A 26,418-nucleotide genomic window follows, 5' to 3' on the forward strand; every position below is an offset into this window, starting at 1 on the left:
TCGCTCCGTTCGCCGTCCTCGGCGGCTTTCGCCGGGGGCCGCAGCCGTGGCCTAGGCTGGGTCGGGTGACGACCCCGGAAGCCGAGCAGACACCGTCCGAGCGCCCCACCGAGCCCGGGCGGCCCGATGGGGGCACCGAGCCCGTCGAAGGCGCGGCACCGACCGAGGGCGCCGGGGGCACGGCGTCCGCCGGGAGTGGGGCCTCCGCCGAGGGCGGCTCGGGGCGGCCCGAGGAGCGGCTGGAGCGGGCCGTGCGGGCGGCCGAGCAGGCGCTGATCGAGTACGAGATCGCCGTCGAGACCTTCCGGGTCGAGGTGGAGAACTTCTCCCGGTTGCACCACCAGAAGCTCGGTCCCGTGTACGCGCGGCTCGACGAGCTGGACGCCCGGATCGCCGAGGCGAAGGCCGCGCGCACCGGTGACCCCGAGGATGTGCGCAAGGCCCAGGAGGCGCGGGCCCGGGTCATGCCCATGCCGGGCGTGGAGGAGCTGTTCCACGGCTGGATGGACTCGGAGGGCCTGTTCCCCGAGGCCGCGGCCATGCTCACCGATCAGCCCGTACGGTCGCCGGAGCGGGTGCGACCGAGCGACGAGGCTCGCCGGCTCTACCGGGAACTGGTCCGCAAGGCCCACCCCGACCTGGCCCAGGACGACAAGGAGCGGGTGCGCCGGGACGAGTTCATCGCCCGTGTGAACGCGGCGTACGGCCGGGGCGACGAGGTGCTGCTGCGGGAGCTGTCCGCGGAGTGGGCGGCCGGGCCCGTGGAGCAGGAGCGCAGGCCGAGCCGGGCCGAGGAGCTGTACGCCCGGCTCGAATGGCTCGCCCAGCGCAAGGAGTTGCTCGCCCTCGTGGCCAAGGAGCTGGAGGAGGGGGCCATCGGGTCGATGCTCCGTCTCGCCCCGGAGGACCCCGACCGGCTCCTCGAAGAGATCGCCGACCAGTTGCTGGCGGAGGTCGAACAGCGGGAGACCGAGCTGGCCGAGCTGCTCGGCCGGGACGATTAGCCGGGGGCGGGTCGGGTAGCGTCGTGCGCATGCAATCCGGATCTGGTGTGCCCACGGTCGAGGTCGGAGACCTCAAGGACGACGACTTCCTGCTGGACGTCCGGGAGGACGACGAGTGGCAGGCGGGTCATGCCGAAGGGGCACTGCACGTCCCCATCAGTGAGTTCGTGTCGCGCTACGGCGAGGTGACCGAGGCGGCTCCGCAGGACGGCAGGATTCATGTGATCTGCCGTTCGGGCGGTCGTTCGGCGCAGGTCACCATGTATCTCGTCCAGCAGGGCATCGACGCCGTGAACGTGGACGGCGGCATGCAGCTGTGGGCGGCAGCCGGCCGTCCGGTGGTGGACGACAAGGGCGGGGCCGGGTTCGTTCTCTAGGGGAGGCCTGGGGGTAGGCCTGGGAGACGTCTCCCTGGGGGCAGGTGCCGGACCGCATGCGCGTGGGGCGCGCGGGCAGGACATACGCGCCCCAGGGTGTGGTGTGCGCGGCCCTCAGCCCAGGGGGTGGGCCGCCAGAAGGTCGCCCAGTGCCTCTTCGTGGGCCGCCGCGGGGCCGAGCGACAGTTCCAGGTGCTTGGCCCAGGCGTGATAGCGGTGCAGGGGGTAGTCGACGTCCGCGCCGAAACCCCCGTGCAGATGCTGTGCGGTCTGCACGACCCGCCGTACGCCCTCCGAGGCCCAGATCTTGGCCACCGAGACGTCTCCGGCGGCGGGTAGCGCACCCCCCGCCCCGGAAGTGATCCGCCAGGCGGCCTGCCACAGCGTCGCCTCCATCGCGCGCAGGTCGATGAAGCGGTCGGCGGCCTGGACGGCGACGGCCTGGAACGAGGCGATCGGGAACCCGAACTGTTCGCGCTTTCCGGCGTATTCGCTGGTCATTCCGAGTACGGCCTCACCCAGACCGAGCGCCAGCGCGCAGGTGCCGGTGGCGAGCAGCTCCCGCAGCCGCTCCCACGCCCCCTCCGCGTCGATGACGTCCCGCGCGGCGATCCGTGCCGAGTCCAACCGCAGCTCCGCGAGGCGTTCACCGCTGGTGGAGATCTGCTCGGCGAGCGTCACGCCCGGGTGGACGCGGGGAACGAGGGCGAGCACGGCCCGTCCGTCGGCGGCGGCCGTGTCCTGTCCGGTCCCGTCGGGCGAGAGGCCGGGGACGACCGACTCCGGCGCGACCGTGGCGGGGACGACCACGAAGTCCGCGTGGTGCGCCCAGGGCACCGCCGTCTGCACGCCGTCCAGGACCCAGCCGTCCTCGCCGTCCCGCCGCGCGGTCACGGCGAGTTCGGCGGGGTCGTGGCCGGTGCGGCCGTGCGCGGCTACGGTGAGGACGATCTCGCCCCGGCCGACGCGGGCGAGCAGATCCTCCTTCAGCCCCTCGCTCCCGTGCGCCTGGACGGCCACGGCGGCGGCAGTGGTTTCCAGCAGAGGGCCCCTGGCCAGCACCTTCGCCGATTCGCGCAGCACCAGGCACAGCGCGATGGGGTCGAGCCCCGAACCGCCGTACGCCGGGTCCAGCAACAGGCTGAGGAGATCCGCGCCCGCGAGCTTCGTCCACAGGGGCCGGTCGAAGTCGTCGGCCACGGCCCCCGGTACGAGCGACGGGCTCGGGACGCCGTCCGGTGCGACCCCGGCGAACACCGCCCGCGCCGCCTCGGCCGCCGCCTGCTGCTCCTCGGTGAAGGTGAAGTCCACGGTTCCGCCCTTCCGTGTCGCCGATGACAGGGCGTCAAGATAGAACAGGTTCTAGAAGAGGGGAATGGTGCGGAGCCGGCCGTCGGTCGCGCGACGGGCGAGGCGGGCGGCTGAGCGGCCGAAGCGGCTTTGGGGGAGAGGCGGACCACACCGCGCCGTAAGGTGTCCCCCGCTGTGGATAACCTCAGGGGTGCCGTGCGAGCGGTGTGACGATGTGACTGCTGTGACCATCGGGGCTGTGCCGGACGGATACGGCTGAGTAAGTTCCGGTGGGGAAGCGGACCGGGTCCGTAGGAATCGGGGAGCGGGGCGGAATGGACGCGAACGACGAGGTCTCGAACGCCCGGCGGGGGCCGGACGAGCCCGAGGGCTCCGACTCCGCGAGCGAGGCGGACCCGCAGGTGCGGCCGTCCCGGCAGACCCCGGATCCCGCCTCGTCCCCGGCTCCGGATCCCGCCTCGCCTTCGGCTGCGGACCCCACGGATCCCGCCTTGCTGTCGGCTCCGGACGCCGCCTCGCCGTCGGCTCCGGACCCCGCCTCGCCCTCGACGGCAGACCCCGGCGCGGCTTCGACGCCGGTCACCGCTCCGGACCCGTCCCCGGGCCCGGCAGCCTCCGGTATGGCCGCGCTCACCCTGCCGTACCAGATCGCCGTGGCGCTGGTGCTCGCGGTCGTGGCGGTGGTGACCTGCGTCCACCTCGGGCTGGTGTTCCTCCATATCGCGCCCTCGAACACGCTGACGAAGCAGCACGGCCGGGCGGTGGACGAATGGGTGTACCCGGAGTTCGAGCAGAACTGGAAACTGTTCGCGCCGAACCCGTTGCAGCAGAACATCGCCGTGCAGGCGCGCGCCGAGGTCCGCACCGCCGACGGTGAGACACGCGAGACCGGCTGGTACGACCTGTCCGCGCTGGACGGCGCCGCGATCGACAGGAACCCGGTGCCGAGCCACACCCAGCAGAACGAACTGCGCCGGGCCTGGGACTTCTACGTCGCCACGCACGACAACGACCACCGCGCCACCACCTCGCGCGGCGACCTGTCCGAGCGCTATGTGCGCCGGATCGTGGTGATGCGCCTGGACCGCGAGCGGGCCGGCGAGCCGGGCGGTGTGATCGAGCGGATCCAGCTCCGGTCCCGTACCACCAACGTGCCGGCGCCCGAGTGGAGCGAGGAAAAGGTGTCCGACAAGCCAGTCGTCCGTGAGCTGCCCTGGTGGCAGGTGACCGACGACGACCGGACGGACGCCGCCGCCAACGCGGGTGGGGTCGGCCGGGCCACCACCGGCCGGACGGAGGCGAGCGCCGAATGAGCGGCTCCGTGACTGCGACCGACCCGGTCCGCCGGGGGAGCCCCCTGGTGCGTCTGACCGCCGCGATAGGCAACGGGATCACCCGCGTGACGGATCGCGCGCTGGGCCCGTACCAGAGCGCGATCGTCCGCATCGGCTTCTCCGCGACCTGGCTGCTGTTCCTGCTGCGCGAGTTCCCGCACCGACGCGAGCTCTACGGCCCCGACGGGCCCTGGAGCTGGGAACTGGCCCAGCAGCTGACCGCGAGCAACGACGCGTTCACGGTGCTGATGTGGTCCGACAGCATGGTGTGGTTCGAGATCGTCTACGCCGTCGCCGTCCTGTCCACCTTCCTGCTGCTGCTCGGCTGGCGCACCCGCGCCATGAGCGTGCTCTTCATGATGGGCGTGCTCTCGCTGCAGAACCGCAGCGTCTTCATGGGCGACGGCGGCGACAACGTCCTCCACCTCATGGCGATCTACCTCGTCTTCGTCCGCTGCGCCCAGGTCTGGTCGCTGGACGCGCGGCGCGCACGGCGTGGGCGCGAGCGCCTGGAGCTGGACGGCGGGGCACCGGAGGACCGGGTCGGCCCCGCGCTGTGGTGCGTGTTCGGGTTCGGGCTGCTGCTGGCGACGTTCGGCGGTCTGATCCCCGGCGGTCTGCTCGGCGGGTGGCTGACGTTCTTCTGGGGGCTCTGGGCGGTGCACGCCCTGTGGTGGGCCGCCGGGCGCATCGCGTCGGACACCAAGCCGCGCGCGCTGCTCGACGTCGTCGGCAACCTGACGCACAACGCCGCCCTCGTCGTGATCATGGCCGAGGCCTGTCTGATCTACGCGGCGGCGGGCTGGTACAAGATCCAGGGTGGGCGCTGGCAGGACGGCACGGCGGCCTACTACCCGTTCCACCTGGACTACTTCTCGCCCTGGGCCTCGCTCTCCGACCTGCTGTCGTCCAGCGGCACGATGGTGATGCTGGTGACGTACGGGACGGTGATCGTGCAGGTCGCCTTCCCGTTCACGCTGTTCAACCGGCGCGTCAAGAACGTCCTGCTGGCGGTGATGATGACCGAGCACGCCGTGATCGCCGTCGTGCTGGGGCTGCCCTTCTTCTCGCTCGCGATGATCGCCGCCGACGCCGTCTTCCTGCCCACGCCCTTCCTGAAGCGCCTCGGCGCACTGGTGGCACGCGCGCGTGAGCGCGTCGTGCGTCGCGTCCTGCCGGGGCGCGCCCTCACGATCCCGGGCCCGCGCCGGCCACCGGTCCCCGACGAGGCGGAGGCGGCCGAGCAGGCGCGCGTAGGCTTCAGGGCATGAACGATCCGGTGAGCGGACCAGCGGGCGAACCGGCGGCGCGACCCGCGGCCGGCCCGGCGGAAGATGCCGAGACCGGACGTGCGACCGCTGAGGCCGCCCGGCCGCCGGGCGGTCCCGTGGGGGCATGGCACCGCCTCGCCGACGCCTCCGTCCTGCTCGACGGTTTCCACGCGCTGAAGCACGCCGTGCGCTTCGGCGCGCAGGTGCCGGTGGCCGTCACCGCCGACCGCACGGCGGCCCTCGCCCTCGCCGACGACCTGGCCCCGGACGTACGGGACCGGCTCGCGGACCTCCTCCAGGAGGTTCCGGAGGAGACGTACCGGGCCCTCGTGCCGCGCCCGCACCCCACCGCCGTCGCCGCCCTGGCCGTACGCCCCCCGCGCGCGGTCCATCTGGCGGCTCTCGCCCGTCTCCCGCGCGCCGCCCCCGTGGTCGTCCTCGACAACCCGCGCAACCTGGGCAACGCGGGCGCCGTGATCCGGCTGGCCGCCGGATTCGGGGCGACCGGCGTGGTCACCACGGGCACCCTGGACCCCTGGCACCCCACGGTCGTGCGCGGCGGGGCGGGTCTGCACTTCGCCACGGCCGTCGAGCGCCTGGAGGTGGCCGATCTGCCTCCCGGCCCGCTCTTCGCGCTCGACCCCGAGGGCGATGACATCCGGGGACTGAAGCTCCCGGACGACGCCGTCCTCGCGTTCGGCTCCGAGCGCAGCGGCCTGTCGACCGACCTGCGTGCCCGCGCCGACCACCTGCTGTCCCTCCCGATGCGCCCCCAGGTCTCCAGCTACAACCTGGCGACGAGCGTGGCGATGACGCTGTACCACTGGAGCGCGGGTTCCGTCCGAGGGGCGAGCTGAGGGAACCGAGCCGAGGGAGCGAGGAGGGAGCGCGCCCCTAGCGGAGCGCCTCGCTGCGGACCTCGACCACCCGGAAGCGGTTGGCGACGAAGGCTCCGTCGCACAGGGCCGCGTTCGCCGCCGGGTTGCCGCCGGACCCGTGGAAGTCCGAGAACGCCGCCGTCTGGTTCACGTACACCCCACCCGTGAGGTTCAGCGACAGCTGCGCGCACTCCTCCAGGCAGACCTCCTCGACGGCCTCGGCCACCTCCTCGGAGGTCGTGTACGCGCCGACGGTCATCGCGCCCTTCTCGCCGATGGTCCGGCGCAGCAGCTCCAGCCCCTCCGCGGCCGAGTCGACGGCCACGGCGAACGACACCGGCCCGAAGCACTCGCTCAGGTAGGCGGCCTCGTCCTCCGCGCCCTCCCAGTACTTCCGCGCGCCGTCGAGCTTCACGATCACCGGTGTGCGGACGACGGCGTCCGGGAACTCGGGGTTGGTGATCTCCCGTGAGGGCAGCGCGACTTCGCCGAGCGACGCGGCCGCTTCGAGGCGGGACTTGACGTCGGGGTTCACGATCGCGCCGAGCAGCGCGTTCGCGCGCGCGTCGTCGCCCAGCAGACCGCCGACCGACCGGGCGAGGTCGGCGACGACCTCGTCGTAGGACTTGGCGCCCTGGTCGGTGGTGATGCCGTCGCGGGGGATGAGCAGGTTCTGCGGGGTGGTGCACATCTGGCCGCTGTACAGGGACAGGGAGAAGGCCAGGTTGGAGAGCATGCCCTTGTAGTCGGCGGTGGAGTCGATCAGCACCGTGTTGACGCCGGCCTTCTCCGTGTAGACCTCCGCCTGGCGGGCGTTGGCCTCCAGCCAGTCGCCGAAGGACGTCGAGCCGGTGTAGTCGATGATGCGGATCTCGGGGCGGGTGGCCAGGTCCTTGGCGATGCCCTCGCCGGGGCGTTCGGCGGCCAGCGCGACCAGGTTGGGGTCGAAGCCGGTCTCGGCGAGGACCTCGCGGGCGACCTGGACGGTGAGGGCGAGCGGCAGCACCGCGCGCGGGTGGGGCTTCACGAGGACCGCGTTGCCGGTGGCGAGGGAGGCGAACAGGCCCGGGTAGCCGTTCCACGTGGGGAAGGTGTTGCAGCCGATGACGAGGGCGGTGCCGCGCGGCACCGGCTTGAACTTCTTGGTGAGCGCGAGCGGGTCGCGCTTGCCCTGGGGCTTGGTCCACTCCGCGTCGTCCGGGGTGCGGACCTGCTCCGCGTACGCGTACGCCACCGCCTCGAGGCCCCGGTCCTGGGCGTGCGGGCCGCCGGCCTGGAAGGCCATCATGAAGGCCTGGCCGCTGGTGTGCATGACGGCGTGGGCGAACTCGTGGGTGCGGTCGCTGATGCGCTTGAGGATCTCCATGCACACCGCGGCACGCGCCTCCGCTCCCGCGTCGCGCCACGCGCGCCGGCCCGCCTTCATGGCGGGCAGCAGCGTGTCGAGGTCGGCGTGCGGATAGGTGACGCCCAGCTCGATGCCGTACGGCGAGACCTCGCCGCCCACCCAGTCGTCGGTGCCGGGTTGGCCGAGGTCGAGACGGGTGCCGAGGAGGGCGTCGAAGGCTGCCCTGCCCTCGGCCATCCCCAGGCTTCCGTTCTCGCCGTAGGCCTTGGGGTGCTCGGGGTGGGGCGACCAGTACGCGCGGGTGCGGATCGCTTCCAGCGCCTGGTCGAGGGTGGGCCGGTGCTTGGCGATCAGGGCGTGCGCGGACGGTTCGGCGGCCATGCTTGACCAACTCCTCACGTCAGACACTCTTCTTCGAGCTCTGACCTGGGCAGGAACAGGCGGACAGAGTTAGAGTAACCGAACGATCGGTCGGGACAAGGGGGTCCGCCGCATCTGTGGACAACCCCGTGCGGGAGGATCGCGCACATGACAGGACTCGACCCCGGCAGCCCCGTGGCCGTCGTAGGCACCGGCACCATGGGCCAGGGCATCGCCCAGGTCGCGCTGACCGCGGGCCACCTCGTACGACTGTTCGATGCCGCGCCCGGCCGTGCGCGGGAGGCCGCCGAGGCGATCGGGGCCCGGCTCGACCGGCTCGTCGCCAAGGACCGCATGACCGGCGCCGACCGGGACGCCGCGCGCGCCCGGCTGCACGCCGCCGAGGATCTCGCCGACCTCGCGGACTGCGGTCTGGTCGTCGAGGCGATCCTGGAGCGGCTGGACGCCAAGCAGGAGCTGTTCCGCGCGCTGGAGGACGTCGTCGGCGAGGACTGCCTGCTCGCCACCAACACCTCGTCCCTGTCCGTCACGGCCGTCGGCGGCGCCCTGCGCAACCCGGGCCGCTTCGTGGGCCTGCACTTCTTCAACCCCGCGCCGCTGCTGCCCCTCGTCGAGGTGGTGTCGGGCTTCGCCACCGACGTGACGTCGGCCACGCGCGCGTACGAGACGGCCCGCGCCTGGGGCAAGACGCCCGTCGCCTGCGCCGACACCCCCGGCTTCATCGTCAACCGCATCGCACGGCCGTTCTACGCCGAGGCCTTCGCGGTGTACGAGTCGCAGGCCGCCGAGCCCGTCACCATCGACGCGATCCTGCGCGAGTGCGGCGGCTTCCGGATGGGCGCCTTCGAGCTGACCGACCTGATCGGGCAGGACGTCAACGAGTCCGTCACCCACTCCGTGTGGCAGGCCTTCTTCCAGGACGTGCGCTTCACGCCCTCGCTGGCCCAGCGCCGACTCGTCGAGTCCGGCCGGCTCGGCCGCAAGACCGGCCAGGGCTGGTACGACCACACCGACGACGCCGAGCGACCCGAGCCGCACACCGCCGACCCGGTCCCGCCGCCCGCGTACGTCGTCGTCGAGGGCGATCTCGGCCCCGCCGGCGACCTGCTCCCGCTCTTCCGGGAGGCGGGCATCCCGGTCCGCGAGGACGAGGAGGACCACGGCACCCGGCTCGTCCTGCCGAGCGGCGGCCAGCTGGCCCTCGCCGACGGGCAGACCTCCGTGGAGTTCCGGGACGTCGTCTACTTCGACCTCGCGCTCGACTACCGCAGGGCCACCCGGATCGCCCTGTCCGCCTCCCAGGACACCTCGCCGCAGACCCTCACGGAGGCCGTCGGTCTCTTCCAGGCGCTCGGCAAGGACGTCAGCGTCATCGGGGACGCCCCCGGCATGATCGTCGCCCGCACGGTCGCACGGATCATCGACCTCGCGCACGACGCCGTCGCCAAGGGGGTGGCCACCAAGGAGGACATCGACACGGCGATGCGCCTGGGCGTCAACTACCCGCTGGGGCCCTTCGAATGGAGCCGCAGGCTGGGCCGCAACTGGGCGTACGCCCTCCTGGACGACCTGCACCTGCGCGACCCCTCCGGGCGCTACGCGCCCTCGCTGGCGCTCTACCGCCACGCCTACGCCTCCGACAAGCGGGAGGGCACGTCCTCATGACGACCGCCAAGCGCGACACGTACACCCCCGAGACGCTGCTGTCGGTCGCGGTCCGGGTCTTCAACGAACGCGGCTACGACGGCACCTCCATGGAGCACCTCTCCAAGGCGGCCGGTATCTCCAAGTCGTCGATATACCACCACGTCACGGGCAAGGAGGAGCTGCTGCGCCGGGCCGTCAGCCGGGCGCTGGAGGGTCTCTTCCAGATCCTCGACGAGGAGCCCGCGCGCGCGGGGCGCGCGGTGGAGCGCTTGGAGCACGTCGTGCGGCGCATGGTCGAGGTGCTGCTCGACGAGCTTCCCTATGTGACCCTGCTGCTGCGGGTGCGCGGCAACACCGACACCGAGCGCTGGGCGCTGGAGCGGCGCCGCGACTTCGACCACCGGGTCGCCGAGCTGCTCAAGGCCGCGGCCGCCGAGGGCGACGTGCGCCGGGACGTGGAGGTGCGGCTCGCGACGCGGCTCGTCTTCGGCATGATCAACTCGATCGTCGAGTGGTACCGGCCGGAAGGCCGGGGCATGGGCGAGCGGGAAGTGTCCGAAGCCGTGGCCCATCTGGTCTTCTCGGGACTGCGGGCCCAGGACTGACGGGCTGCGGGCGCAGGAGTGCGGGGCCGGTGTTGCGGGGCTCAGGGCTGACGGGCTGCGGCTCAGGTCTGAAGGGTCGTGGACTCAGGGCTGAGTGGGCCTGGTGTGCGGCCGTGTGGGCGGCGCGCGGGCTGCAGGCCCGGGACTGACGGGACCGCGTGCCGGGACCGGTCGTGGGAGGTCCGGTCCCCGCCGCCGCCTGATGCCGCCGTCCGCCGCTGGTCCCGCCGCGCCCGCCGGCCCCGCTGCCCGGGGACGATTCACCCCTCCGGTTCCACGTCCTCCTCCTCGAACACCAGCAGGGTCCGGGTGCTGAGCACCTCCGGGATGGCCTGGAGCTTGGTGAGGACGACCTCGCGCAGGGCCCTGTTGTCCGAGGTGTGCACCAGGAGCAGGACGTCGTAGTCGCCGCCCACCAGCGCGATGTGGGCGGCGCCGGAGAGCTGGCGCAGCTGGTCGCGGACCGTTCGCCAGGAGTTCTGCACGATCTTGAGGGTGATGTAGGCCGAGGTGCCCTTTCCGGCGCGCTCGTGGTTCACGCGTGCCCCGAAGCCACGGATCACGCCGTCCTCGACGAGGCGGTTGATGCGGGCGTAGGCGTTGGCGCGGGAGACGTGGACGCGTTCGGCGACGGACCGTATCGAGGCGCGGCCGTCGGCCTGCAGCATGCGCAGGATGTCCTGGTCTATGGCGTCCAGCGGTCGAGGGGGCGGCAGGGCCGGGCCGTGCTCCGGCGGCTCGGCCATTTGTTCAGGTGCCATGTGCCCCTGCCTCCCTGCCATGGACGGACTGCGTTCATTCCAGGCTGTGCAGAACCGTTTGTCCACAGCCTGAGGGTGCCTGTAGCCAAAATGCGTCAGCGACCGAACAATCGGTAGGTGAGGCGTGTCACAACCCGTGCCACGCCCCTGAGCCACTCCCACGAGGAGGTGCCGTATGACGGTCATGGAGCAGCGGGGCGCGTACCGCCCGACACCGCCGCCCGCCTGGCAGCCCCGCACGGACCCCGCGCCGCTGCTGCCCGACGCGCTGCCGTACCGCGTGCTCGGCACGGACGCGGCGGCCGACGCCGACCCCGCGCTGCTGCGCCGGCTCTACGCCGAGCTGGTGCGCGGCCGCCGCTACAACACGCAGGCCACCGCCCTGACCAAGCAGGGCAGGCTCGCCGTCTACCCCTCCAGCACCGGTCAGGAGGCGTGCGAGGTCGCCGCCGCGCTCGTCCTCGAAGAGCGGGACTGGCTCTTTCCCAGCTACCGCGACACGCTCGCCGCCGTCGCCCGTGGCCTCGACCCCGTGCAGGCGCTCACGCTGCTGCGCGGCGACTGGCACACCGGCTACGACCCGCACGAGCACCGGGTCGCCCCCCTGTGCACCCCGCTCGCCACCCAGCTCCCGCACGCCGTGGGCCTCGCGCACGCCGCCCGTCTCAAGGGCGACGACGTGGTCGCGCTCGCCCTGGTCGGCGACGGCGGCACCAGCGAGGGCGACTTCCACGAGGCGCTGAACTTCGCCGCCGTCTGGCAGGCGCCGGTCGTCTTCCTCGTCCAGAACAACGGCTTCGCGATCTCCGTCCCGCTGGCCAAGCAGACCGCCGCCCCGTCGCTGGCCCACAAGGCCGTCGGCTACGGGATGCCGGGCCGCCTGGTCGACGGCAACGACGCGGCGGCCGTGCACCAGGTGCTCGCCGAAGCCGTGGCCCACGCGCGCGCGGGCGGCGGTCCCACGCTGGTCGAGGCGGTGACGTACCGCATCGACGCCCACACCAACGCCGACGACGCGACCCGCTACCGGGGCGACGCCGAGGTCGAGACCTGGCGCGCGCACGATCCGATCACCCTCCTGGAGCACGAGCTGACCGAGCGCGGCCTCCTCGACGAGGACGGCATCCAGGCGGCCCGCGACGCCGCCGAGGCGATGGCGGCCGACCTGCGCGAGCGCATGAACCAGGACCCGGTCCTCGATCCCATGGACCTCTTCGCCCACGTCTACGCCGAGCCCACCCCCCAACTGCGCGAACAGGAAGCCCTGCTCAGGGCCGAGCTGGCGGCGGAACACGAAGGGGCGCACCGATGACCACCGTCGCCGTCAAGCCCGCCACCATGGCGCAGGCGCTCAACCGCGCGCTGCGCGACGCCATGACCGCCGACCCCACCGTGCATGTCATGGGTGAGGACGTCGGCGCCCTCGGCGGTGTCTTCCGGGTCACCGACGGGCTCGCGAAGGAGTTCGGCGAGGACCGGGTCACCGACACCCCGCTCGCCGAGGCGGGCATCCTCGGCACGGCCGTCGGCATGGCCATGTACGGGCTCAGGCCGGTCGTGGAGATGCAGTTCGACGCGTTCGCCTACCCGGCGTTCGAGCAGCTCATCAGCCATGTCGCCCGCATGCGCAACCGCACGCGCGGAGCGATGCCGCTGCCGATCACCATCCGGGTCCCGTACGGCGGCGGCATCGGCGGTGTCGAGCACCACAGCGACTCCTCCGAGGCGTACTACATGGCGACTCCGGGCCTCCATGTCGTCACACCCGCCACGGTCGCCGACGCCTACGGGCTGCTGCGCGCCGCCATCGCCTCCGACGACCCGGTCGTCCTCCTGGAGCCCAAGCGCCTGTACTGGTCGAAGGACTCCTGGAACCCCGAGGAACCGCAGGCCGTCGACCCGATCGGGCGAGCGGTCGTGCGCCGCCCCGGCCGCAGCGCCACCCTCATCACCTACGGGCCGTCCGTGCCCGTCTGTCTGGAGGCCGCCGAGGCGGCCACGGCCGAGGGCTGGGACCTCGAAGTCGTCGACCTGCGCTCCCTGGTGCCCTTCGACGACGAGACCGTCGCCGCGTCGGTGCGCAGGACCGGCCGGGCCGTCGTCGTGCACGAGTCCGGCTCCTACGGCGGGCCGGGCGGCGAGATCGCGGCCCGTGTCACCGAGCGCTGCTTCCACCACCTGGAGGCGCCCGTGCTGCGCGTCGCCGGGTTCGACATCCCGTACCCCCCGCCCATGCTGGAGCGGCACCATCTGCCCGGCGTCGACCGGATCCTGGACGCCGTGGGGCGCCTGCAGTGGGAGGCGGGGAACTGATGGCCCAGGTGCTGGAGTTCAAGCTGCCCGACCTCGGTGAGGGGCTGACCGAGGCCGAGATCGTGCGCTGGCTGGTCCAGGTCGGGGACGTCGTCGCGATCGACCAGCCGGTCGTGGAGGTCGAGACGGCCAAGGCCATGGTCGAGGTCCCCTGCCCCTACGGCGGTGTCGTCACCGCTCGCTTCGGCGAGGAGGGCACGGAACTGCCCGTGGGCGCGCCGCTGTTGACGGTGGCCGTGGGGGCGCCCGCCTCGGACGCCACCGCCGACGAGGGCTCCGGCAACGTGCTGGTCGGATACGGCACCGGGGCACCGCCGGCGCGACGCAGGCGGGTGCGGCCCGGGGAGCCGGTCCGGCCCGCCGCCCCCGCCGAGCCGTCGGCTCCGCGCACCACCGTCGACGCGGCCCCCGTCGCGGTCGCCGCTCCCGCGTGCCCGGACGGACCCGTGCCGGTCATCTCCCCGCTCGTCCGCCGTCTCGCCCGCGAGAACGGCCTGGACCTGCGGAAGCTGCACGGCTCGGGCCCCGAGGGACTGATCCTGCGGGCGGACGTGGAGCACGCGCTGCGGGCCGCCACGGCCCCCGCTCCGGCGCCGAGCGCCATGACCGCGCAGCCGGTCGCCGCGCCCGCACCCGCCGAAGCCCCCGCCGCCATCCGGATCCCCCTACGCGGTGTCCGGGGCGCCGTCGCCGACAAGCTCTCCCGGAGTCGGCGCGAGATCCCCGACGCGACCTGCTGGGTGGACGCCGACGCGACGGAACTGATGCGTGCCCGTACGGCGCTGAACGCGGCCGGCGGCCCGAAGATCTCCGTCCTCGCGCTCCTCGCCCGGATCTGCACCGCCGCGCTGGCCCGTTTCCCGGAGCTGAACTCGACCGTCGACATGGAGGCCCGCGAGGTCGTCCGGCTCGACCGGGTGCACCTCGGGTTCGCCGCGCAGACGGAACGGGGCCTGGTCGTGCCCGTGGTCCGGGACGCGCACACCAGGAACGCGGAGTCGCTCGCCACCGAGTTCGCCCGGCTGACAGAGGCGGCGCGGACCGGGACACTGACCCCCGGCCAGCTGACCGGCGGGACCTTCACCCTGAACAACTACGGCGTCTTCGGCGTCGACGGCTCCACCCCGATCATCAACCACCCCGAGGCCGCCATGCTCGGCGTCGGCCGCATCGTCCCCAAACCGTGGGTGCACGAGGGCGAGCTGGCGGTACGGCAGGTCGTGCAGCTCTCGCTCACCTTCGACCACCGGGTGTGCGACGGCGGCACGGCGGGCGGCTTCCTGCGCTTCGTGGCGGACTGCGTCGAACAACCGGCGGTGCTGCTGCGCACGCTCTGAGCAGCGGAGGTACCCGGTCGGGGCCGATCGTCCAGCACTGGCGGACCCGACCGGCCCTGATCGCGCCGTCTCCCCCGCGTTCCCTGTGATCGTCTCGGCCCGCATACTCGGGGAGTGACCGCGTATGAGCCTCCGGGCGACCCCGGTACCGAGGCGTTCGACGCCGTCGTGCTCGCCGGAGGCGCCGCCCGGCGGCTCGGCGGCGCCGACAAGCCCGCCGTGCGCGTGGGCGGACGGGCGCTCCTCGACCGTGTGCTGACCGCCTGCGCCGGGGCGGCGACGACCGTCGTCGTCGCCGAACCCCGTCCCACCGCGCGGCCCGTGCGGTGGGCCCGTGAGGAACCCCCGGGCGGCGGCCCGCTCGCCGCGCTGGGCGCCGGACTCCGGCACACCACCGCGCGTCACGTCCTCGTGCTCTCCGCCGACCTGCCGTTCCTGGAGGAGGCGACGGTACGGCGGCTGCTGCGCGCCCTCGCGGACACCGAGGACAGCGCGGACACCGCCGACGGCGCGCTGGTCACCGACCCCGACGGCCATGACCAGCCTCTCGTGGCCGCCTACCGGGCCGAGCCCCTGCGCCGCGAGCTGGCCCGGCTCGCCGCCGGGCACGACGGCCTCACCGGGCTCCCCCTGCGACGGCTGACCGCCGCGCTGCGCCTCACCCGCATCACCGACCCGGTCGCGTCCTTCGACTGCGACACCTGGGACGACATCGCCGCCGCCCGCGCACGGATCAGGGAGCATGGCCACGTGTTGGATGAATGGATTTCCGCAGTCAAGGACGAGCTGGGGATCGACCTCGACGTCGACATCGCCGAACTGCTCGACCTCGCCCGTGACGCCGCCCACAGCGTGGCCCGGCCCGCCGCTCCGCTGACCACCTTCCTGATCGGCTACGCCGCCGCCAGGGCCGGGGGAGGCCCCGAGGCGGTCACCGAGGCCGCCCGCAAGGCGTCCGCCCTGGCCCTGCGCTGGGCCGACGAGGCAACGCCCGACGCCGAGCCGGGTGCCCCCTCGGGTCCAGGACACGGTGCCGGGCCCGCCGCCGGATCCGGCGGCGGCGAAGACACCGGGTCCGGCCCCGACACCGGGCCGGCCGCCGGATGACCGCCCAGGACGCCGAGGAACTCGACGTGGAGGAGGCACTGGCCGTGGCCAACGACAGGGCCGTGCAGGGACCGAAGGAGCCCCGCTCCTCCCGCGAGACCTCCACGACGGGCCGGCCCGACACGCACGGGTCCCAGGGCGACGCCCACCCAGCCAAGGGCGATGCGCACCACAGGGCCACCTCCTGGCCCGAGGCCCGGGCCGTCGCCGAGCGTGCCGCCCGCTCGGCCGGCCGCCGGGCCCCCGTCTCGGTCACCGTGGACAAGGCCCTCGGACTCGTTCTCGCCGCGCCCCTGACCGCCCTCACCGACCTCCCCTCCTTCGACACCTCCGCGATGGACGGCTGGGCGGTGGCGGGTCCCGGTCCCTGGGCCATGCGGGAGGACGGTGTGCTGGCCGGACACGCCGATCCCGGGCGGCTCACGGACGGGGAGGCGGTCCGGATCGCCACCGGCGCCCGTATTCCGCCCGACACGACGGCCGTGCTGCGCAGCGAGCACGGCCGCACCGACGACCAGGGACGGCTGCACCCGACCCGGGACGTCTCCCACGGGCAGGACATCCGCCCACGGGGTCAGGAGTGCCGCCACGGCGACCAACTGCTGCCGCTCGGTACGCAGATCACCCCGGCAGCGCTCGGGCTCGCGGCGGCCGCCGGGTACGACACGGTGAGCGTGCTCCCCCGCCCGCGCGTCGAACTGCTGGTCCTGGGCGACGAACTGCTCACCGACGGGCTTCCGCGCGAGGGCCTCATCCGCGATGCTCTCGGCCCGATGCTGCCGTCCTGGCTGCGGGCACTCGGCGCCGAGGTGACCGCCGTACGCCGCCTCGGGGACGACGCCGACGCCCTGTACCGGGCCGTGAAGAAGTCCTCCGCCGACCTCGTCGTGACCACGGGCGGCACGGCCGCCGGACCCGTCGACCACGTCCACCCCATCCTGCGCCGCCTCGGGGCCGAACTCCTCGTCGACGGCGTGAAGGTGCGCCCGGGGCATCCCATGCTGCTGGCCCGCACCAAGCAGGACCAGCATCTCGTCGGGCTGCCCGGCAACCCGCTGGCCGCTGTCTCCGGGCTGTTCACGCTCGCCGAGCCTCTGCTGCGAACTCTCGCCGGACGTCCCGCCCCGGAGCCGTACGCGGTGCCGCTGCGGGAGGGGGTGCACGGGCATCCGTACGACACTCGGCTGGTTCCCGTCGGTCTGCGCGGTGACGACGCCGTGCCGCTGCACTACAACGGCCCCGCTATGCTCCGCGGAATCGCCACCGCCGATGCCCTTGCCGTCGTACCGCCCGGCGGTGCCCGCCCCGGTCAGCAGCTGGAGTTGCTCGACCTGCCCTGGGCGACCGCCGGGATCCAGGTGTGTTTCACGTGAAACATCGATACGGCCGACCAGCCGTAGGACCACGGTGTTTCACGTGAAACAACGGGCTGTCGGGGGCGAGGTACAGCCAGGGGATGTACGTCGAAACGGGGAGTGTTTCACGTGAAACTGCCGGGCCAGGACGCGATCGCCCGCAACGCGGACGAGCGTCTGGTGACCCACCAGGTGAGGCTGCCGAGACGGGAGGTCGAGCGGCCGATCCGGCAGGTCGCCAAGCGGCTGGCGATGGCCTTGTTCGTGCTGGTCGCGACCGCGTTCATCGTCTATGCCGACCATGAGGGGTACAACGACAACTCCGACGGGTCGGTGGACCTGCTGGACGCGTTCTACTACGCCACCGTCACCCTCTCCACCACCGGGTACGGCGACATCACCCCGGTCAGTGACGCGGCGCGGTTCACCAATATCTTCGTGATCACGCCGCTGCGTGTGCTGTTCCTGATCATCCTGGTCGGCACCACGCTGGAGGTCCTCACGGAACGCACCCGTGAGGAATGGCGAGAGAACCGCTGGAGGGCGGCCTTGAGGGAGCACACCGTTGTCGTCGGCTGGGGGACCAAGGGGCGGTCGGCGATCCAGACCGTCTGCGCGACCGGGCTGAAGAAGGAGCAGGTGGTCGTCGTGGACCCCAGCTCCAAGGTCATCGAGGCCGCCACCGCCGAGGGGTACACGGGGGTCATCGGTGACGCGACCCGCAGTGATGTGCTGCTGCGGGCCGAGGCGCAGAAGGCGCGCCAGATCATCATCTCCACCGCGCGGGACGACACCGCCGTCCTGGTCACGCTGACCGCCCGCCAGCTCAACCGCCAGGCCAAGATCGTGGCCGCCGTGCGGGAGGAGGAGAACGCGCCACTGCTGAAGCAGTCCGGGGCGGACGTCGTCATCACCAGTGCCAGCGCGGCCGGACGGCTGCTCGGGCTCTCCGTGCTCAGCCCCGCCGCCGGCATGGTGATGGAGGACCTCATTCAGCAGGGCAGCGGCCTCGACATCGCCGAGCGGCCGGTCATAAAGGCCGAGGTGGGGCGCGGGGTGCGGGAGACGGAGGACCTGGTGGTCAGCGTGCTGCGCGGACATCGGGTGCTCGGCTACGACGATCCGTCCATCGGTGAACTCCAACTGACGGACCGGCTGATCACCATCGTCCGGGCCACCCCGAGCACGAAGATCACCCCCGAGACCAAGCACCTGCCGTAGCGGGAGCGAGAGGTGGCCCCGGGGCGCAGCGCCCCGGGGCCACCTTTTTCGTGATGCTCGCCTACTTGCGGTTGTAGAGCCGCATCGTGATCGGTCCGAAGACCAGCACGAACAGGGCGGACCAGCCCAGCGTCCAGGCGATCTCCGCGGTGGGCCACTCGCCCGCCATCAACGCGCGGACCGCCGACGCCAGATGCGTGACCGGGCTGTTGTTGACGAACGCCTGGAGCCAGCCCGGCATCGTGCCCGGGTCGACGAAGACGTTGGACAGGAAGGTCAGCGGGAAGATCACCATCATGCTGACGCCCATCACGGACTTCTCGGTGCGCAGCATCAGGCCGAACATCGTCCAGATCCACGAGAACGCGAATGAGAAGACGATGAGCAGCGCGACCCCGGCGACCACGCCCAGCACCCCGCCGTCCGGGCGGTAGCCGAGGATCATGCCGACGGTGAGCATCACCGCGGACGCGATCGCGTACCGCAGGGCGTCGCCCAGCAGATAGCCGACCATCGTCGACGGCCGCCAGATCGGCAGCGAGCGGAAGCGGTCGAAGACGCCCTTCTCGATGTCCGTGTTGACGGAGACACCGGTGTACATCGTGATCATCACGACCGACATCACCAGGATGCCCGGCAGCAGGAACTGGATGTACTCCTCCGGTGAGCCGGCCAGCGCACCGCCGAAGAGGTACGTGTACATCAGCACCATCATGATCGGGAAGGCGGTCACGTCGAAGAGCTGCTCCGGCACGTGCTTGATCTTCAGCATGGCCCGCCAGCCGAAGGTCAGGGACGCCGACAGCGCGCTGGGCCGCGGTGGCCGTTCCCTGGAGATGAGCAGCGCGGCGAGCGACTCGGCGCTGACGGGAGCGAGTTCCTGGTTCTCGGTGGTGGTCGCGGTGCTCATACCGCCGCCTCGTCCTTCGTCTCGGGGGCGTCGTCGGCCTGCGTGGCCGCCGCCTTGGTGTCGTGTCCGGTGAGGGCGAGGAAGACCTCGTCCAGGCTGGGCTGCCCCAGCGAGAAGTTGTCGACGGTGATGCCGGTGCGGGCCAGTTCGGCCAGTGCCCGGGCGGCCGCCTCGGTGGCGCCCCGCCCGTTGGCGGAGCCGCCGCCCACGCGCGCGGTCAGGGCCACGGGGTCCGGCTCCCGCTGCACCTCGGCGTCCAGGGCGAGGCGCAGCACCTCCTCGGCCTGCGGCCGCTGGGCCGCGTCGCGCAGCCGCAGATGGACGGAACCGGCGCCCACGGACGCCTTCAGCTCGCCCTTCGTGCCCTCCGCGATCACCTTCCCCTGGTCGATGACCGCGATCCTGGACGCCAGCTGGTCCGCCTCGTCCAGATACTGCGTGGTCAGCAGCACCGTCGTGCCCTGGGCGACCACCGCGCGCACGATGTCCCACACCTGGTTGCGGCTGCGCGGGTCGAGGCCGGTCGTGGGCTCGTCGAGGAACAGCAGATCGGGTGTGTTCAGGATGGACGCGGCGATGTCGATACGGCGCCGCATGCCGCCCGAGTAGTGCTTGACCTGCTTCCCGGCGGCCTCGCTCAGCCCGAAGGCCTCCAGCAGCTGTCCGGCGCGGAGCCGTGCCGCCTGTTTGCCGTGGCCGAGGAGGCGGGCGAGCAGCACCAGGTTCTCGGTGCCGGTCAGGTCCTCGTCCACGGAGGCGTACTGCCCGGTCAGGCTCACCCGGCCGCGGACCTCGTCGGCCTCCCGGACGACGTCGTGACCGAAGACGTGCGCCTCGCCCCCGTCGGGGCGCAGCAGGGTGGCGAGCATCTTCACCGTGGTCGTCTTGCCGGCGCCGTTCGGGCCGAGGACGCCGTAGACCGTGCCGGCCGGCACGGCCAGGTCGACGCCGTCGACGGCCCGGGTCTCGCCGAAGGTCTTCACCAGACCCGCGGTCTCGATCGCGAGGCCGGACGTCTGTGCGCTCATGTCTGAGATCCTTCCGCGTACGGGGCCCTTGTCCTGGGCTACGCAAGGGGAGACCGCGGGTGCCGCCGAAACTCATCGGTCGCCGCGCGGAAAGTCGCCACGGCTTCGCACTCGGGGCCGACGCGTGTCGTCGTGCGTCCGCACGGCGATGGAGTTTTCACGATCTCGCCGATGGGCTGTGAACGCATCCCTGTGACGACCAGGGGTTCAGGATCGGCGGTGCGGGACGGTCGGGGAGCGGGCCGTCCGCCGAGAGCGACCAAGGTCGGGCGGAGGCCGGGCGGGGTCGGCGGCGGAGGCGTGAAGGTGTGGGTGCCAAGGGCGTGACGCCGAGGTCGGGGAGTAGCGTCCCCCTCATGCATGCGATCACGATTCCCGAACCCGGTGGACCCGAGGCCCTGGTGTGGGACGAGGTCCCCGACCCGGTGCCCGGCGAGGGCGACGTGCTCATCGAGGTGGCGGCGAGCGCGGTGAACCGCGCCGACCTGCTCCAGCGACAGGGCTTCTACGACCCCCCGCCCGGCGCCTCCCCCTACCCCGGCCTGGAGTGTTCCGGGCGGATCGCGGAGATCGGGCCCGGTGTGGCCGGGTGGAACGTCGGCGACGAGGTGTGCGCGCTGCTCTCGGGCGGCGGCTACGCGCAGAAGGTCGTCGCCCCGGCCGCCCAGCTGCTGCCCGTGCCCGCCGGGGTCGGCCTGACCCGGGCGGCCGCGCTGCCCGAGGTGGTCTGCACGGTCTGGTCGAACGTCTTCATGATCGCCCACCTGCGCCCCGGTGAGACCCTCCTCGTCCACGGCGGCTCCAGCGGCATCGGCACCATGGCCATCCAGCTCGCCAAGGCCGTGGGCGCGAAGGTCGCGGTCACGGCGGGTACCGAGGAGAAGCTCGAACAGTGCGCCGCCCTGGGGGCGGATATCCTGATCAACTACCGGGAGCAGGACTTCGTCGAGGAGGTCCGCAAGGCCACGGACGGCAAGGGCGCGGACGTGGTCCTCGACAACATGGGCGCCAAGTACCTCGACCGCAACGTCCGGGTCCTCGCCGTCAACGGCCGCCTCGCGATCATCGGCATGCAGGGCGGCGTCAAGGGCGAGCTGAACATCGGCGCCCTCCTCGCCAAGCGAGCCGCGATCAGCGCGACCTCGCTGCGCGCCCGCCCCCGGGAGGAGAAGGCCGCGATCGTCGCCGCCGTACGCGAGCACGTGTGGCCGCTCGTCGACGGCGGCCATGTGCGCCCCGTCGTGGACCGTGAGATCCCCATGGACGACGCGGCCACGGCCCACCGGGTGCTGGAGGAGAGCGGTCACATCGGCAAGGTTCTGCTGGTCGTGCCGTAGCGGACCGGCCCCGTAGCGGACCGGCCCCGTAGCGGACCGGGCCTGTACCGAGCCGGCCTGCACCGAGCCGGGGTGCGACCCGGCTCAGTACCGCCTTATCCGCAGTCCGACGAAGGCCAGGCCGAGGCCCACGCCCATCAGGATGAGGCCGCTGCCGAGGGTGAGGACCCGCAGGACGGGTTCCTCGCCGGTCGCGCCGTCGGTTCCGGGCGGCGCGACCGGAACCGGCAGGGCCGCGTCCGGGTCGTCCGGCTCGGGGGCGGGGTCCTCCGGAGGCACGTACGTCTCGTCCCGCGGTGCCACCGGCCAGGCCTCCTGCCGCCCCGGCCGCTCCCGTCCCTCGCCGGCGCGACTGCCGGCCCAGGAGGTCGCGGGGTCGGGCTCGGCCGCGTGCGCGGCCGGCACGGTCCCCGCCACCAGGACCATGAACAGTCCCGCGACGAGGACGAGTCCCGTCAGGCGTGCCGTGCGAAGCGTAGGAGCCACGCCCTCAGGCTCACACGCCCCCCGCCCCCCGGCATCTCGGCCCGGGCCGCCACCTCCCCGCCGGGCAATCGCCGTGTGCACGGTGGATCACCCAGGGTGGGGGGCTCCGGCCCGGTGCGGTGCGGGCGTGGGAGAGAATGGCGGCATGGAGATGCCGAGGAACGAACGGTCGCCCGAACAGCCCCAGATCCTGGTCGTGGGCCAGGACGGAACGGCGGTGGGCGGCGCAGGAGACGAGGACTCCCGCGAGGTCCCGGTGACGGAGATGGTGGAACAGCCGGCCAAGGTCATGCGCATCGGCAGCATGATCAAGCAGCTGCTCGAAGAGGTACGGGTCGCCCCCCTCGACGAGGCCAGCCGGGCCCGGCTGAAGGAGATCCACGCCAGCTCGGTCAAGGAACTGGAGGACGGCCTGGCGCCCGAGCTGGTCGAGGAGCTGGAGCGGCTCTCCCTGCCCTTCATGGACGAGGTGATCCCGAGCGACGCGGAGCTGCGGATCGCGCAGGCCCAGCTGGTCGGCTGGCTCGAAGGCCTCTTCCACGGGATCCAGACGACGCTGTTCGCCCAGCAGATGGCCGCCCGGGCCCAGCTGGAGCAGATGCGCCGCGCGCTGCCGCCCGGCGTCGGCGGCCACGAGGGCGACGACGACCCGCGGACGATCGGCCGCTCGGGAGGCCCGTACCTCTAGCCCCCGGGCGCCCCCGCCCGGCGCGACACCCCACCCCTTCGTACACAAAGGGCCCGGCACCTCAGGTGCCGGGCCCTCCCGTATGCCAGGGGCGCGGGCGTCAGGAGGGGTTGCCCGTGGAGACCTTGAGGACGACCGAGGGCATGTCCTTGGGGTCGACGTCCTCGTCGGCCGACGGGTACTGCTCCATCACGGTGCCCTCGCCGTACGTGTTCTCGTCGACCTTCTGGACGTCGTACTCCCAGCCCGCCGCCTGGAAGCACTTCTTCACCGAGTCGATGTTCTTGAAGGTGAAGTCCGGCAGCTCGATCTTGTCCGGGTCGTTGTACGACTCCACGGGGTCCGTGCACTCGGTCGTCTCGATGACCTTCGAGGTGTCCGGGCCCTTGTGCCCCTCGACCACGGTGGGCGAGGAGGACGCGGTCGTGCCCTCGTCGCCGCCCTCGGTCTCGCTGCCCGAGTTCAGAGAGAGCGCCACGATCAGACCGCCGACCGCGAGGACCGACACGGCGATCGCCCCCACGATCACGCCCTTGCTGCTCTTCCCGCCCCCGGGACCTCCCGCCGACGGCGAGGACTGGTGGGGCGCGATGTTGTACGGGGGCGGGGTGGCCGCCCCCGGCTGCGGCGCGTAGGCGGCGGTCTGCGGCGGCGTCGCGTAGCCGCCCTGCTGCGGGTATCCGTAGGACGGGGCGGGCGCGGGCGTCGGCGGGCCGTATCCGCCCGTCCCGTGCGGCTGGTACGGCGTCTGGACGCTGCCCGACTGTGGTGTGCCCGTGTGGTCGATGGGCGGGAAGACCGCGGAGGAGACCCCTGCGCCGCTGGGCGTCTGCGCGCCCGGCACGATGCTCGGCGCGACGGGCTGGAGCGACGCGGCGACCCGCAGGCACTCGTCCCGCATCGCCTCCGCGCTCGGGAACCGCTCGTTCGGGTTCTTCTTCAGCGCGCGGGCGACGATGGCGTCGACGGCCGGCGGCAGGGAACGGTTGATCGAGGAGGGAGCGACCGGCTCCTCCTGGACATGGGCGTACGCGATGGCCAGCGGCGAGTCCGCCTCGAAGGGCAGCCGCCCGGTGGTCAGCTGGAACAGCATGACGCCGACCGAGTACAGGTCGGAGCGGGCGTCCACGCCACGGCCGAGGGCCTGCTCGGGCGAGAGGTACTGGGGGGTGCCGACGACCATGCCGGTCTGCGTCATCGACGTGACGCCCGACTGCATGGCGCGGGCGATGCCGAAGTCCATGACCTTCACGACGTCGCGCTTGGTCATCATCACGTTGCCCGGCTTGATGTCCCGGTGGACCAGGCCCATCTCGTGGCTGATCTCCAGCGCCGCCAGCACGTCCGCGGTGATCTTCAGCGCCTTGTCGGAGGGCATCGCGCCCTGCTGGGCGACGTCCGCGTCGAGCGCCGAGCCGAGCGGCTTGCCCTCGATGTACTCCATGACGATGTACGGCGTCGTCATGCCGTCCATCTCGTCCTCGCCGGTGTCGAAGACGGAGACGATGTTCGTGTGGGTGAGCTTCGCCACGGCCTGCGCCTCACGACGGAAGCGCTCACGGAAGGCCTGTTCGCGGCCCAGTTCGGTGTGGAGTGTCTTGATCGCGACCTGCCGGTCGAGCACCGAGTCGTACGCGAGGTGGACGGAGGCCATACCGCCCTCGCCGAGCAGGTCACGCAGCTGATAGCGGCCACCGGCTAGCGACCGCCCCGCGTACCGGCCCTGTGCGGCGTCCTGGCTCATCGTCCTGCGTCCCCCATCGGCGCGCGGAAGCTGCTGGCGTGGCTCCCGCGATCGGTGATCCCCGCTGCTGCCGGTGATCCTTTGAGCTATTCCCGGCCAAGTCTGCCGCAGGTCACTGACACGTCAAGCGCGGTGCCCGATCCGTGACCGTACGAGAAAGAAGCGTCGCGGAAGCGTTACAGGGGGCGTACGCCCGGTACACAGAACTTGCACGAGTGCGCGCGCTGCGGGTTTCATGGCCGACTCAACCTTTGAATCCACCTTGAACCCGTCGTGAACCCCGTCGCGCATCCAACCCGGACCGGCCCCTTGCGTGAAGGCTGTAGCGTGGCCGACGGAGACCGTAACAAGTACCGCGCGGACCGCGGGCAGAAACGACGGCGAGGACTGATGGCACAGCAGCAGCGCTCTCAGGGCCCGTCCGACCCCGAGGCGACTGGCGGCGGCATGTCGGACGCGCCGGAGTTGTGGGGCAACGGCGGGCTGGTCGGTGACGGTCGGTACCGGATGACCCACAGACTCGGCCGGGGCGGCATGGCCGAGGTGTTCGCGGCGGAGGACGTGCGCCTCGGTCGCACGGTGGCGGTCAAACTGCTCCGCTCCGACCTTGCCGAGGACCCCATCTCCAAGGCCCGCTTCACGCGTGAGGCCCAGGCGGTGGCCGGTCTCAACCACCACTCGATCGTGGCGGTCTACGACTCCGGCGAGGACGTCGTGAACGGCACGCCCGTGCCGTACATCGTCATGGAGCTGGTCGAGGGCCGCACGATCCGCGATCTGCTGATCAACGCGGAGGCGCCCGGCCCCGAGCAGGCGCTGATCATCGTCTCCGGTGTGCTGGAGGCGCTCGCCTACTCCCACCAGCACGGCATCGTGCACCGCGACATCAAGCCGGCGAACGTCATCATCACCGACAACGGCGCCGTGAAGGTGATGGACTTCGGCATCGCCCGAGCCCTGCACGGGGCGTCGACGACGATGACGCAGACCGGCATGGTGATGGGCACGCCCCAGTACCTCTCCCCGGAGCAGGCCCTCGGCAAGGCCGTCGACCACCGCTCCGACCTGTACGCCACCGGCTGTCTGCTCTACGAACTCCTCGCGCTGAGGCCGCCGTTCATCGGCGAGACCCCGCTGTCGGTGGTCTACCAGCACGTCCAGGACATCCCGGTGCCCCCCTCCCAGTCCTCGGAGGGGGCGGCGCCGCCGGAGCTCGACGGCCTCGTCATGCGCTCCCTCGCCAAGGAGCCGGACGACCGGTTCCAGACGGCCGAGGAGATGCGCGGCCTCGTCCAGTACGGCCTGCAGATGCTGTACGACCAGGGCGGCCACACCGGCACCTGGAACACCGGGCCCGTCGCCGTGCACGACGGCCGGCAGACGCCGCCGGGCGGTATGTCCGGTACGACGGTCATGCCCCACCCCGGGGAGCCGGGCACCTCGCAGATCCCGCAGCCGATCCTGCCCGGATACGGCGGCGGTGGCCGGGACGACGGCGGCTTCGAGGGCCGCGGCAACCGGGGCAGCGGCCGCGGCAAGCTGTGGATCCTCGCCGTTCTCGCGGTGATCGCCATCACGGCGGGTGTCGCGCTGGCGCTGAACACCAAGAAGGACGGCGGCAGCGGCGGCACCGAGACCACGAAGTCGCCGACGACCTCGACGTCCAGCAAGGACAAGGACCCCACCGAGACGCCGAGCGACGACGTGACCGAGGAGGAGACCGAGGACAGCAACGGCACGGGCGACCAGCCCGACTACACGCCGTCGTACACACGGTCCCCGTCCTTCAGCCAGTCGCCGACGCCGAGTCAGCCGACGGCCAAGCCGACGACGGAGGACCCGCCGACGGAGGAGCCGACGGTCTCGGAGGAGCCGGAGCCCCCGGTGAGCGAGAGCCCCGACGACGGCACCAGCGGGGACACCGCCGGTCTGCCGGGAGGCGTCGGCGGCGGCGACGACGAGGAGTGATCCCGAG

23 protein-coding genes are annotated in these 26,418 nt (G+C 72.3%); 16 read left to right on the plus strand and 7 right to left on the minus strand.

Annotated elements, in window-relative coordinates; all coding sequences use genetic code 11:
- The first annotated feature begins 65 nt into the window (after nt 1-65).
- Complete coding sequence (locus tag H4687_RS23450; protein WP_046915252.1) at nt 66-1,004, plus strand: J domain-containing protein; 939 nt, start codon at nt 66-68, stop codon at nt 1,002-1,004.
- Nucleotides 1,005-1,051: 47 nt separating this feature from the next.
- A complete protein-coding gene (locus tag H4687_RS23455) occupies nt 1,052-1,381 on the plus strand; it encodes a rhodanese-like domain-containing protein (RefSeq protein WP_046915251.1) in 330 nt (109 codons plus the stop codon).
- A 114-nt stretch (nt 1,382-1,495) separates the two neighbouring features.
- On the opposite strand, the gene H4687_RS23460 is transcribed toward H4687_RS23455, so the two are convergent.
- The gene (locus H4687_RS23460; RefSeq protein ID WP_046915250.1) at nt 1,496-2,692 is read right to left on the minus strand and encodes an acyl-CoA dehydrogenase family protein; all 1,197 of its coding nucleotides are present in this window, start codon (nt 2,690-2,692) and stop codon (nt 1,496-1,498) included.
- 314 nt (nt 2,693-3,006) lie between these two features.
- Between H4687_RS23460 and H4687_RS23465 the strand changes: the two genes are divergently transcribed.
- From H4687_RS23465 to H4687_RS23475, 3 genes are read left to right on the plus strand one after another with little or no spacing between them, the layout of a single operon-like run.
- Nucleotides 3,007-4,005, plus strand: coding sequence for a DUF5819 family protein (locus tag H4687_RS23465; RefSeq protein WP_046915249.1), 999 nt, complete (start codon nt 3,007-3,009; stop codon nt 4,003-4,005).
- Between the two features lie 47 nt (nt 4,006-4,052).
- The gene (locus H4687_RS23470; RefSeq protein WP_046915271.1) at nt 4,053-5,297 is read left to right on the plus strand and encodes an HTTM domain-containing protein; all 1,245 of its coding nucleotides are present in this window, start codon (nt 4,053-4,055) and stop codon (nt 5,295-5,297) included.
- Nucleotides 5,294-6,154 carry a TrmH family RNA methyltransferase gene (locus H4687_RS23475; RefSeq protein WP_046915248.1) on the plus strand — a complete coding sequence of 287 codons (861 nt, stop codon included), beginning with the start codon at nt 5,294-5,296 and terminating at the stop codon, nt 6,152-6,154. The genes H4687_RS23470 and H4687_RS23475 overlap by 4 nt, the downstream gene beginning before the upstream one ends.
- 37 nt (nt 6,155-6,191) lie before the next feature.
- Here H4687_RS23475 and paaN read toward each other — a convergent pair whose 3' ends face one another.
- Nucleotides 6,192-7,904 (minus strand): phenylacetic acid degradation protein PaaN, encoded by a 1,713-nt coding sequence (gene paaN, locus H4687_RS23480; protein ID WP_046915247.1) that lies wholly within the window; start codon nt 7,902-7,904, stop codon nt 6,192-6,194.
- A gap of 147 nt (nt 7,905-8,051) precedes the next feature.
- On the opposite strand from paaN, the gene H4687_RS23485 reads away from it, so the two are divergent.
- Nucleotides 8,052-9,569 carry a 3-hydroxyacyl-CoA dehydrogenase gene (locus tag H4687_RS23485; protein ID WP_046915246.1) on the plus strand — a complete coding sequence of 506 codons (1,518 nt, stop codon included), beginning with the start codon at nt 8,052-8,054 and terminating at the stop codon, nt 9,567-9,569.
- Nucleotides 9,566-10,156 (plus strand): TetR/AcrR family transcriptional regulator, encoded by a 591-nt coding sequence (locus tag H4687_RS23490; protein ID WP_046915245.1) that lies wholly within the window; start codon nt 9,566-9,568, stop codon nt 10,154-10,156. The genes H4687_RS23485 and H4687_RS23490 overlap by 4 nt, the downstream gene beginning before the upstream one ends.
- Before the next feature lie 260 nt (nt 10,157-10,416).
- Here the strand turns inward: H4687_RS23490 and H4687_RS23495 are convergent, their stop codons facing one another.
- Nucleotides 10,417-10,902, minus strand: coding sequence for an Lrp/AsnC family transcriptional regulator (locus tag H4687_RS23495; protein ID WP_005483056.1), 486 nt, complete (start codon nt 10,900-10,902; stop codon nt 10,417-10,419).
- A gap of 190 nt (nt 10,903-11,092) precedes the next feature.
- Between H4687_RS23495 and pdhA the strand changes: the two genes are divergently transcribed.
- The 6 genes from pdhA (at nt 11,093) to H4687_RS23525 (ending at nt 18,250) form a co-directional block, all read left to right on the plus strand.
- Nucleotides 11,093-12,229 (plus strand): pyruvate dehydrogenase (acetyl-transferring) E1 component subunit alpha, encoded by a 1,137-nt coding sequence (gene pdhA, locus H4687_RS23500; protein ID WP_046915244.1) that lies wholly within the window; start codon nt 11,093-11,095, stop codon nt 12,227-12,229.
- A complete protein-coding gene (locus H4687_RS23505) occupies nt 12,226-13,230 on the plus strand; it encodes an alpha-ketoacid dehydrogenase subunit beta (RefSeq protein ID WP_046915243.1) in 1,005 nt (334 codons plus the stop codon). The genes pdhA and H4687_RS23505 overlap by 4 nt, the downstream gene beginning before the upstream one ends.
- A complete protein-coding gene (locus H4687_RS23510; RefSeq protein WP_046915242.1) occupies nt 13,230-14,567 on the plus strand; it encodes a dihydrolipoamide acetyltransferase family protein in 1,338 nt (445 codons plus the stop codon). Before H4687_RS23505 ends, H4687_RS23510 begins: the two co-directional genes overlap by 1 nt.
- 114 nt (nt 14,568-14,681) lie before the next feature.
- Nucleotides 14,682-15,674 (plus strand): NTP transferase domain-containing protein, encoded by a 993-nt coding sequence (locus H4687_RS23515; RefSeq protein ID WP_046915241.1) that lies wholly within the window; start codon nt 14,682-14,684, stop codon nt 15,672-15,674.
- Nucleotides 15,671-17,047 (plus strand): molybdopterin molybdotransferase MoeA, encoded by a 1,377-nt coding sequence (locus H4687_RS23520; RefSeq protein ID WP_046915240.1) that lies wholly within the window; start codon nt 15,671-15,673, stop codon nt 17,045-17,047. Before H4687_RS23515 ends, H4687_RS23520 begins: the two co-directional genes overlap by 4 nt.
- 111 nt (nt 17,048-17,158) lie before the next feature.
- Complete coding sequence (locus H4687_RS23525; protein ID WP_046915239.1) at nt 17,159-18,250, plus strand: potassium channel family protein; 1,092 nt, start codon at nt 17,159-17,161, stop codon at nt 18,248-18,250.
- Nucleotides 18,251-18,311: 61 nt separating this feature from the next.
- Here H4687_RS23525 and H4687_RS23530 read toward each other — a convergent pair whose 3' ends face one another.
- Nucleotides 18,312-19,160, minus strand: coding sequence for an ABC transporter permease (locus tag H4687_RS23530; protein WP_046915238.1), 849 nt, complete (start codon nt 19,158-19,160; stop codon nt 18,312-18,314).
- Nucleotides 19,157-20,188, minus strand: coding sequence for an ATP-binding cassette domain-containing protein (locus tag H4687_RS23535; RefSeq protein WP_046915237.1), 1,032 nt, complete (start codon nt 20,186-20,188; stop codon nt 19,157-19,159). Before H4687_RS23535 ends, H4687_RS23530 begins: the two co-directional genes overlap by 4 nt.
- Before the next feature lie 356 nt (nt 20,189-20,544).
- On the opposite strand from H4687_RS23535, the gene H4687_RS23540 reads away from it, so the two are divergent.
- Complete coding sequence (locus H4687_RS23540; protein ID WP_046915236.1) at nt 20,545-21,525, plus strand: NAD(P)H-quinone oxidoreductase; 981 nt, start codon at nt 20,545-20,547, stop codon at nt 21,523-21,525.
- A gap of 84 nt (nt 21,526-21,609) precedes the next feature.
- Here H4687_RS23540 and H4687_RS23545 read toward each other — a convergent pair whose 3' ends face one another.
- Entirely contained in the window at nt 21,610-22,011 is a 402-nt protein-coding gene (locus tag H4687_RS23545; RefSeq protein WP_046915235.1) for a hypothetical protein, read from the minus strand.
- A 145-nt stretch (nt 22,012-22,156) separates the two neighbouring features.
- Here H4687_RS23545 and H4687_RS23550 point away from each other — a divergent pair, with 145 nt between their 5' ends.
- Complete coding sequence (locus H4687_RS23550) at nt 22,157-22,699, plus strand: bacterial proteasome activator family protein (RefSeq protein ID WP_050398408.1); 543 nt, start codon at nt 22,157-22,159, stop codon at nt 22,697-22,699.
- Between the two features lie 100 nt (nt 22,700-22,799).
- Here the strand turns inward: H4687_RS23550 and H4687_RS23555 are convergent, their stop codons facing one another.
- Complete coding sequence (locus H4687_RS23555; protein WP_046917823.1) at nt 22,800-24,443, minus strand: protein kinase domain-containing protein; 1,644 nt, start codon at nt 24,441-24,443, stop codon at nt 22,800-22,802.
- A 390-nt stretch (nt 24,444-24,833) separates the two neighbouring features.
- Here H4687_RS23555 and H4687_RS23560 point away from each other — a divergent pair, with 390 nt between their 5' ends.
- The gene (locus H4687_RS23560) at nt 24,834-26,411 is read left to right on the plus strand and encodes a protein kinase domain-containing protein (protein ID WP_046917824.1); all 1,578 of its coding nucleotides are present in this window, start codon (nt 24,834-24,836) and stop codon (nt 26,409-26,411) included.
- Nucleotides 26,412-26,418 lie beyond the last annotated feature (7 nt).

This window comes from Streptomyces stelliscabiei (assembly GCF_014873495.1).
Classification (GTDB): Bacteria; Actinomycetota; Actinomycetes; order Streptomycetales; family Streptomycetaceae; genus Streptomyces; species Streptomyces bottropensis.

Bases quoted from the DNA above. Each gene is read 5' to 3' on its own strand.
- H4687_RS23485 (WP_046915246.1), top strand. From the start codon at position 8,052: ATGACAGGACTCGACCCCGGCAGCCCCGTGGCCGTCGTAGGCACCGGC.
- H4687_RS23560 (WP_046917824.1), top strand. From the start codon at position 24,834: ATGGCACAGCAGCAGCGCTCTCAGGGCCCGTCCGACCCCGAGGCGACT.
- paaN (WP_046915247.1), bottom strand. From the start codon at position 7,904: ATGGCCGCCGAACCGTCCGCGCACGCCCTGATCGCCAAGCACCGGCCC.
- H4687_RS23465 (WP_046915249.1), top strand. From the start codon at position 3,007: ATGGACGCGAACGACGAGGTCTCGAACGCCCGGCGGGGGCCGGACGAG.
- H4687_RS23510 (WP_046915242.1), top strand. From the start codon at position 13,230: ATGGCCCAGGTGCTGGAGTTCAAGCTGCCCGACCTCGGTGAGGGGCTG.
- H4687_RS23495 (WP_005483056.1), bottom strand. From the start codon at position 10,902: ATGGCCGAGCCGCCGGAGCACGGCCCGGCCCTGCCGCCCCCTCGACCG.
- H4687_RS23555 (WP_046917823.1), bottom strand. From the start codon at position 24,443: ATGAGCCAGGACGCCGCACAGGGCCGGTACGCGGGGCGGTCGCTAGCC.
- H4687_RS23540 (WP_046915236.1), top strand. From the start codon at position 20,545: ATGCATGCGATCACGATTCCCGAACCCGGTGGACCCGAGGCCCTGGTG.
- H4687_RS23550 (WP_050398408.1), top strand. From the start codon at position 22,157: ATGGAGATGCCGAGGAACGAACGGTCGCCCGAACAGCCCCAGATCCTG.
- H4687_RS23535 (WP_046915237.1), bottom strand. From the start codon at position 20,188: ATGAGCGCACAGACGTCCGGCCTCGCGATCGAGACCGCGGGTCTGGTG.
- pdhA (WP_046915244.1), top strand. From the start codon at position 11,093: ATGACGGTCATGGAGCAGCGGGGCGCGTACCGCCCGACACCGCCGCCC.
- H4687_RS23520 (WP_046915240.1), top strand. From the start codon at position 15,671: ATGACCGCCCAGGACGCCGAGGAACTCGACGTGGAGGAGGCACTGGCC.
- H4687_RS23505 (WP_046915243.1), top strand. From the start codon at position 12,226: ATGACCACCGTCGCCGTCAAGCCCGCCACCATGGCGCAGGCGCTCAAC.
- H4687_RS23530 (WP_046915238.1), bottom strand. From the start codon at position 19,160: ATGAGCACCGCGACCACCACCGAGAACCAGGAACTCGCTCCCGTCAGC.
- H4687_RS23490 (WP_046915245.1), top strand. From the start codon at position 9,566: ATGACGACCGCCAAGCGCGACACGTACACCCCCGAGACGCTGCTGTCG.
- H4687_RS23475 (WP_046915248.1), top strand. From the start codon at position 5,294: ATGAACGATCCGGTGAGCGGACCAGCGGGCGAACCGGCGGCGCGACCC.